6 protein-coding genes are annotated in these 8410 nt (G+C 43.4%); 3 read left to right on the forward strand and 3 right to left on the reverse strand.

Annotated features, from left to right (window positions below; all coding sequences use genetic code 11):
• The first annotated feature begins 38 nt into the window (after window positions 1-38).
• Together ABFQ95_06275 and murG are read left to right on the forward strand one after the other, a co-directional pair.
• Window positions 39-2450 (forward strand): hypothetical protein, encoded by a 2412-nt coding sequence (locus tag ABFQ95_06275; GenBank protein ID MEN8237129.1) that lies wholly within the window; start codon window positions 39-41, stop codon window positions 2448-2450.
• A gap of 212 nt (window positions 2451-2662) precedes the next feature.
• Window positions 2663-3724: an undecaprenyldiphospho-muramoylpentapeptide beta-N-acetylglucosaminyltransferase gene (gene murG, locus ABFQ95_06280; GenBank protein ID MEN8237130.1), complete on the forward strand. Its 1062-nt coding sequence runs from the start codon at window positions 2663-2665 to the stop codon at window positions 3722-3724.
• 194 nt (window positions 3725-3918) lie between these two features.
• On the opposite strand, the gene ABFQ95_06285 is transcribed toward murG, so the two are convergent.
• Complete coding sequence (locus ABFQ95_06285) at window positions 3919-5280, reverse strand: ATP-binding protein (protein MEN8237131.1); 1362 nt, start codon at window positions 5278-5280, stop codon at window positions 3919-3921.
• Between the two features lie 314 nt (window positions 5281-5594).
• Between ABFQ95_06285 and ABFQ95_06290 the strand changes: the two genes are divergently transcribed.
• A complete protein-coding gene (locus ABFQ95_06290; GenBank protein MEN8237132.1) occupies window positions 5595-7490 on the forward strand; it encodes a PBP1A family penicillin-binding protein in 1896 nt (631 codons plus the stop codon).
• Here ABFQ95_06290 and ABFQ95_06295 read toward each other — a convergent pair.
• The gene (locus ABFQ95_06295; GenBank protein ID MEN8237133.1) at window positions 7472-7780 is read right to left on the reverse strand and encodes a hypothetical protein; all 309 of its coding nucleotides are present in this window, start codon (window positions 7778-7780) and stop codon (window positions 7472-7474) included. The genes ABFQ95_06290 and ABFQ95_06295 overlap by 19 nt on opposite strands.
• A gap of 132 nt (window positions 7781-7912) precedes the next feature.
• Window positions 7913-8410: hypothetical protein (locus ABFQ95_06300; protein MEN8237134.1), on the reverse strand; the 498-nt coding region annotated here is incomplete at its 5' end.

Raw genomic sequence — 8410 nt, forward strand, 5'->3', positions numbered from 1 at the left:
CAGAATACTCATCCGATGCTGCAAGAGTGCTTGGCTATTTGAAAGATATGCAATTATCGGATCCAGTAAGCTTTTGCAATGCAGTTCGTTCTTTAATAGAGGTATCAGAATACTCATCCGATACTGTAAGCGTGCTTGGCTATTTGAAAGATATGCAATTATCTGATCCAGTAAGCTTTTGCAATGCAGTTCGTCCTTTAATAGAGGTATTAGAATACTCATCCGATACTGTAAGCGTGCTTGGCTATTGTAAAAAAGAAGGGTTGCTTGGGATGGTACACGAGTGTCAGGTGTCAGCAATCGAAGCAGCTTTGGAAGTTGTGAACGACCCAATGACGGCACATGAAGTGGCCAAAATTATTAAAGCCATCAACAATTTGCCACTGGCAGACCCTCAAACTTTTTGTAGGGCAGCAAAACAATTTATCGTCGCCAAAGCATCTCCGTATCAAGTTATTGAAACGCTTCAGTTATTGCAGCCGATAAACCCTGATGATATCGATAAATTTTTCCAAGAAATGCAACCATTTTTTGTTGACGATGTAGGTCAATATAATATTAATAAAATTCTTGATATCAGAATTGATATGGCACAAAAGATGGATTCTGAATCGGCCTCCAGCTTATTGGCCCTGTTATCGGTGAAGGTAAACTCCCTGCTTCCAGAATCAGTCAGTCAATACAACAAAATCATTAAGTTGTTGAATATTGCAAAAGATATTCCAGCTTTAGAAATAGAAAATTACCTCCAAGCAGCCCAGACACTCGTTCCAGATTCTAGTTTAGGATCTTTTAATGATGTTCTTAAAGAAATTATCGATATTAAACCTGCTAATCTTGAAGTATTTGCTGAAATCGCCCAATATTTACTAAATCGCTCCAATACTGAAAAAACTTCATTTAACGTGACTTATCTTCTAGGAAACATGCAGTCACTCAAAGATGTTAAATCTGAGGAAGCGACCAATTTGCTTGAGGCAGCAAAAAAATGTATTAATCCTGACGTAGATGATAGGGAAGCAATAGCTATTTTTGCAGCTCTTAAGGATGTGGATGATTATCAAAGACTCAATCAAGCGGCAGAGATATTGATGGATATACCTATTTCTAGGAATATTGCTGAGTGTATTCAAATCCTCAAAGAGTATAATCAGGATGATTTGCCCCAGGATCATTTTATCCAAGTATGCCAAGCTACAAAAGAATTGGCACAGCCTTCTGCTGCAAGCGTAGATGCGATTCTTAAATTTCTTTGCGCGCTTAATCCTAAAGATATACCTGATTATTGCAAAGTGCTAGCCCAATTAAAACTGGATTCTGGAATGAACCATATTGGCTCAAAGTTAGAATTTATAAACAAAATAGAACTTTCTGAGCTTAAAAATTACAGTGAAAAAGCGATATTATTGTGTGAAAAATTAAGAAAAGATGCGGCACCTTTTCACATCATGAAGTTATTGAAAAAAAGGCAACCCGATAATCTTAATGACTTTTGTGAAGCAGCCGCAGAGTTACTAAATGAGTCCATATGCTACTTGTACGCGGATAAAATTATTGATGTACTTGATCCTGTTGATCCAAAAGGCTACCTATCGGTCAAAGTGTTGCTTAAAGATGATTCACCTGCGAGGTTGATTGGCAAATTGTTAAAGATATTACGTGATATTAGGAAAGAAGATCGAGAGTGGATTTGTGAAACTGTTGCCAAATTGAGCGAAAATGTGTCAAAAAAATATGATCCTGATGCATATACCATTTTGCAGGGAATTAAAGACATTGGCCGTGATGCTCTTGAAGGTTATCTCGAGCTACCAGAAGTTGGGAAATTGCTTGGGCAGTGCAAATTTGCCGGGAGCGTGGTGGCAGTTGTGCAAGCCGTAAATAAATTGGGTCTTGATAATTTCGGCAGTATCTATAAGGATAGCAAGTTCCTGATCCCTTGTATGAAAGATGAAAAAGAGTGGGGTGAATTGCTCCTTTTATTTGCCAAGATCCCTGATGCAAAGCGTCAAGATTTTTGTAATGCAGTAGAAACATTAGTTGCTGACAATAAATTTCATAAATGGGAAATAAGTGAATTGAAAATTATCAAAGCCCAAAGCGATTTTGCTGGGTTTTGCCAATTAGTAAAAAAATTAACCCAGCGCCAATCAAGAAGCCAATCAAGAAGTCGTTGGATAGATGACTGTTTCTCAAAGCTATTTTCCGTTATACGGTATGACAACAACCCTGATGCTATCAACGAGCTCTTTCAGGCAGCAAGCACTCTTATTGTTGAGGGGGCAAATCAGGAAGATATTAATGAATTGCTTGAGTTTCTAAAATATGAGCTACCTACCAATACTACTATTACTGAATTCTGTGCGTCAGCCAAAGAAGCAATGCCCGCTAATTTGAATGAGCAATGTCAGGTCAATAGTTGGTTTGAAAAGTTTGCACAAGCTATGTAAAATTCAGCTTAATGCCCCCATAAAAACCCTCGTATTTTCAGAAGAAAATAACTACAGTGGTCATATACTGAAGTGAAACCAAAACCTCTGTTTTCTTATACGCTCGAAGTGCTCATTTACAATTGTAAACTGCGCGCTTCTCGCTATCATTAAACTAGAGGTTTTGATTTCACGAGAGTATAATTGGCCGCATTTATGAGGATAAATAGCTTATGCAAATGGCAGACCTAATTTCAGGTAGCAAGATAGTTTTGACTGCTGGTGGCACAGGCGGTCACATGTTTCCAGCGCTGGCACTGGCGCAATCTCTTGCCAGCCGAGGCTGTCAGGTGAGTCTGGTGACGGATGAGCGGGGTGCAAAATATATCAAACAGCCTCAGGGTATCGAGATCAAAGTGTTGGATCTTTCCCGAATGAGTCAAGCTGGCCTGCGGGGCAAGCTAGGCGGTGTTGGCCAATTACTAGCTCGATTTTGGCAAATGTGGCGCTGGATGCGCAGACGCAAGCCAGATACGGTTGTGGGCTTTGGCGGATATCCAGCCTTTCCAACCCTTTTAAGTGCGGTAATACACCGCGCCTCGATCAGTTTGCATGAACAAAATGGTGTGATGGGGCGCGTTAATCGTTGGTTCATTCGTTGGGCCACCCATGTGGGGGTTTCGTTTCCAGGTACGCAAAGAATTAAGCCAAAGTACCAGCATAAAGTTCATCTGACGGGCCTGCCGGTGCGCGATAGCATCAAGCGGGCTGCACAAACGGTTTATGCTCTTCCCAAAACAGGAGAACGTTTTCGAGTTTTGGTTATAGGTGGCAGTCAAGGATCTGGCATTTTCAGCGACGTGGTGCCGCAAGCACTTGCCAAACTCAGTGATCAACAACAGGATAGATTACACGTGGTCCAGCAGTGCCGTGGAGAACATATGCTGGCAACCAAAAAAGCTTACAAAGTACTTGCTGTAACGTCTAGGCTTTCTGGATTTATCCAAGGTATCGCTTCAGAGCTGGCTAAGGCGCATTTAGTAATCACTAGGGCAGGGGCCTCAAGCACTGCTGAGCTATTAACAGTTGGCCGCCCAACGATTTTTGTTCCCTATCCTCATGCCACTGACGATCACCAAACTGCCAATGCCAAATATGCACAAAGTACCGGGATGGGTTGGTTGATCTCTCAGGAAAAATTGACTGCTGAAGTGCTGGCCAGGCATATTGGTCAACTGCTCGAGCACCCGCAACATTTGTTGGCTGCGGCAGTTTGTCTCAGGGATGTTCAGTGAAAGTAACCATTCAGCTCACACGGCCGTCATCCTGAACGCTAATTTCCCAATTCGTGCGACTTACAGTCGCACGTTCGGAAAATCAGCGTTCAGGATGACGGCCGTGTTGGTTTCACTGAACAGCCCTGGTGACGACCCGTAGGCAGAAAGACCTCTTATCCAAAACTCAGTTTAAATGGCAACTCTGTGCTGTATCATAATTGCAAGAGAGCAATGGGTACAGGCAGTGTGGGAATGTGCTGTATCATTCCTGATTGCCTTGATTTTGTTAATATTTTTCCATTGTCATATTTTAAAATTTGCTTTAAATCTTTTGTGCGCAGCTGTTGACTCCATTTGACTTCAACAGGCCAAAAACGCCCATGATCAAGGTAGGCCACATCGACCTCTCCCTCTGCCTTAATGTAATAAGTTGGATAAAAGCGCTTATAGTGTGTGGCGACACAGGCTTCCACCAGTTTTGAGCTTAATAATGGGGATTCTACCACTGTACGAATTTGTTGTTCAAAGGGATCCTTGACCGGAAACACCCACGCTTGCAGACTATGGAAAATAAATGGATCTGTAAACATAACCTTGCGCGCTTTTTTAGGCGAAGGCAACATCTTGTCCTCCTGCAAAACTTGCTGCACAAATACTGCATCCATTGATTGCAAAAGTGCTATGTAATCAGCAACAGTCATGGGGTGCTCAATAGACAAATGTTGCGCCAAAGCATTCCAGGTCACTTGGCTATTGTAGCGTTCGATAATAGCGATTAATATTTCCCTGAGATAACTTTCTTGCTTATTTCGTTTTAACATATCCCCTCGTATCCAGTCTGAATACGTCAATAATGTTGATTCAAAGATCTTTCCAGAACTGGCATAGTCATTAATAGCAGTGAGATAGCCACCATGCATAAGATAGAGGGAAAATTCTTCATAAACCGTATCAAGCATATCTGCATCTTGGGCAAAATCGTCTAAAACTTCATCCACTTTGGCTTGGCCATAACGCAGGGTGAAATATTCTTTGAAAGAAAGCGAGTATAAATGCAGATCAGGGCGGGCAAATTTTCCACGTCGCCCTGGAAAACGCATACGTGCTTCTTGAATGAGATTAAGATCCGATCCAGTTAACACCAAAACGGTTTGCTGTAAAATCCCTGCATCAGCTGCATACTTAATCGCCTTGTCCCAATCATGAATATAGGTAACTTCATCGATGGTAATAAATTTTTCCTGATCTTCTGGCATTTCTTGAATTTGTGATTGCAACAAATGATATAGCGTATGATGATCATTGATCAGCTCCCCAGAAAAATAAGCAATTGCTTTTGGTGCAACACCAGACTCAAGCAGTTGGTTCATCCATTGCTTAATCAAGGTAGATTTACCAACTTGCCGCCCTCCGCCCAAGGTATAAATTCCAGGCACAAATTTTGCCATCGTCTTGAGCAAAGCTGGGTAGTGGATATAAGTTTGCTGTTCCAGGCGATGTAATTGTGGATCGCGCACAGCAAAGCGTTCTGGTGCTTCAAGATGGGTATTGTGTGGCAGAAATCTAGGATCCATATTGCTATGGTGACCCATTATCCAAATTTAATCAATGCCCATTATCTAAATTTAGATAATGGGCATTGACGATTTTTCGGTTGGTTTGCCTGGTTTTGCCAATCGAGGGGGTAATATGATGCATTTGCCTCACCAATATATGCATAAGTCATCTTAGAAAAAACATGGAAATTGTTGTTGATTATCAAAATGCAAAAGAGCCAACTATATGATCATCGCCAATTTCTTCGTCTTGCCCATTTTTATCCGCCACATTTCCTGCTAAGGTGGCGGGCGTAAATGGAAGTGAGTACATGTTTAGTTGAGGGACCCAAATGCCACGCCGAACCAGATCAAGCAAAAAGCCAGTTAAGAAAACCAGCAAAAAACCTGCAAAGAAAACCACCCGCAGCCGTAGAAAATCTGCTGCAAAGTCGAAGAGTTTGGGGTGGCTCGGCTGGTCGCTAAAGTGGCTGGTGATTACAGGCATTTGGGGCAGTGTGGCAGCAAGCCTTTTTGTGATCTGGTTTGCCTATGATTTGCCTGATGTCAAACGCCTTAAACAAGCCACCCGTCAGCCAGGCATTAGCATTTTGGCCCAAGATGGAAGCCTAATTGCCACACACGGCGACATCTATGGCGCGCGGGTTACGGTGAAAAGCGTGCCGGATTATGTTCCCAGCGCCATACTGGCCATTGAAGATCATCGATATTATCAGCATTTTGGCGTTGATCTCCTTGGCATCTTAAGAGCTATGTGGAGCAATTACCAAGCCGGCACTGTGGTTCAAGGAGGTAGTACCATTACGCAACAACTCGCTAAGAATTTTTTGCTGTCAGAAAAAATGTATCGGCCTACAGATCGTTCTTATAGGCGCAAAATCCAAGAATTGTTGTTGGCGTTTTGGCTTGAGAAAAAGTTTTCCAAAGAACAAATCTTAAGTATTTACCTCAATCGCGTTTACCTGGGGGCAGGGGTGTTTGGAGTGGAAGCGGCGGCGCAGAAATATTTTGGCAAACGAGCCCGTAGTCTAAGCCTCTATGAAGCAGCTGTGTTGGCTGGATTGCTAAAGGCTCCTTCCAAATTATCACCAGCCAGTAATCCCGAACGAGCCGACGCCAGAGCTCAGGTCGTGTTGGATAGCATGCTAGAAGCTGGATTTATCACGCATCACCAGCGCAGCAACATTAAGGGATCCATTAAGGACATGCACCAGGCCAGGGATCGCCGCAAAATGGGGCGTTACTTTACCGATTGGATTGTAGAAACATTACCCAATTATATTGGCCCCATACATCAAGATGTAATCGTGCGAACGACACTGAACCCTAAATTGCAGCGGTTGGCAGAAACTCAGGCTAAACATATCATCGAGCAAAATAGTTCCAAATATAATGTGCATCAGGTGGCGTTGGTGGCAATGACACCGGCAGGGGCTGTCAAAGCGCTGGTGGGCGGATATGATTATTATCAAAGCCAGTTTAACCGGGCAACCCAGGCGGTACGCCAGGCGGGATCTGCCTTTAAGTTGTTTGTGTATCTGCCGGCACTGGAATTGGGGATGACTCCACAGACCCGTGTCTCTGACGGCCCGGTTCGCATTGGTAAATGGCGTCCTAGAAACTACAAATGGCAATCTCGCGGTCAGTTGACACTGACGGAAGCCATGGCCTATTCGGTGAACACTCCCTGCGTGCGTGTGGCTGCAAAAGTTGGCAAAAAGCGCATTGCTCAAGCTGCGTATCGTTTGGGAATCAAGATAAAGCAACCAAATGATTTGACCGTTTCCTTGGGAACGGGAGGGGTGACGTTGATCCAGTTGACTGGAGCTTATGCCGCAGTGGCCAATGGCGGCCTGGAGGTTAAGCCCTATGCGATTACCCAAGTGCAGGATCGTTATCGTCGAGTGCTCTACCGGCGCCAGGCAACAAATCCCCCGCGCGTGATGACGCCGCAAGTAGCCCAGCAACTCAGCCAAATGCTATCAGCCACCATGGCTTATGGAACTGGCCGGACAAAAAGGCTTCAAGCGCCTTGCGCTGGTAAGACTGGCACCACCCAGAACCATGCCGATGCTTGGTTTGTGGGCTATGCCCACCAACCTTTGTTGGTGACTGGTGTGTGGATGGGCAATGATAATCACAAGTTAATGAAAGCAGTTACAGGAGGCGGGCTGCCGGGGCAACTTTGGCATGGTTTTATGAGCAGAAATCAGATGTCTGATTTTTGAATCACTACCGTTTTACCTTGGTATTTTTTAAAAAAATTAATTCCTGATTTGGAAAGCTTCTTGTTAAGCTCATAAGAGGTAATGCCAATCATTTCATCGGTATGCACAGTAAGATCGAAACTGACCTTTGATCCGTGCACATGGATGTTTTCCAAGACCATTTGGTGTGGATTGTGCAAATTACTGATGGGACCGCCGCTGGAAGCAAAAACAACCTCAATTCCTTTTTTGCTCATGCTTTTACCAGAAAATAGTTTTTCAGGAATTGCCCGGTCAAGAGCGCTTAGCAAGCCAATTCCGATAATATAAATATATTAAGGATTATACATGGACAAAAAGAAAATGTAGACACTGCAATGCTGCGGTTTTTTTCTAGTTTGTTGCCATTAAATAGCCTCAGCGTTCATGTATTTAAACTTCCGTTAGATTTGACTAATCGACTTCACTAAAAATGGTTCTTGCTTTTTCTGGTGGCGGATTTTATTAGCGCGCATCAGAACCTGGGGGCGGGTCAAAGGTTTTCCGTCCACAAGATAAGATGAGTGCGGGCTGAATTGCAAAATGTGCTTTGGTGAGCGTTTGACCGAAACACCTTGGCTTTCTAGATACTCAATGACATCGTAAAAGGTAATCCACAAAAATACCGACTGTGCTTGTTCTTGGCGTTGTTTTTGTTGAGCTCTGGTGACTCCGGGAAAGTTAGCGTGAGCCATTTGTGTTTCTTGGCGAGCCTTGAAAATATTGTGCATGGTTGCGGCGATATTTTCCGCAGACAAATTATCTGGTTTGCTACCTGGTTTTTGCCATGGAGGTGTGGGTGGTAGGTCAAGTTGTTTAAGGTAGGTGTTTGCTTGCAGATTCAAAATGATCAAAGGCTTTGAATTCATCTTATTGATTGGACACCAGTAGGTTGGTAGCTT

This window comes from Pseudomonadota bacterium (assembly GCA_039714795.1).
Classification (GTDB): Bacteria; Pseudomonadota; Alphaproteobacteria; order JAGOMX01; family JAGOMX01; genus JBDLIP01.

What these genes read in the sequence shown, in the direction of transcription:
- ABFQ95_06285 (MEN8237131.1), bottom strand. Translation starts at nt 5,280, where the DNA reads ATGGATCCTAGATTTCTGCCACACAATACCCATCTTGAAGCACCAGAA.
- ABFQ95_06290 (MEN8237132.1), top strand. Translation starts at nt 5,595, where the DNA reads ATGCCACGCCGAACCAGATCAAGCAAAAAGCCAGTTAAGAAAACCAGC.
- murG (MEN8237130.1), top strand. Translation starts at nt 2,663, where the DNA reads ATGCAAATGGCAGACCTAATTTCAGGTAGCAAGATAGTTTTGACTGCT.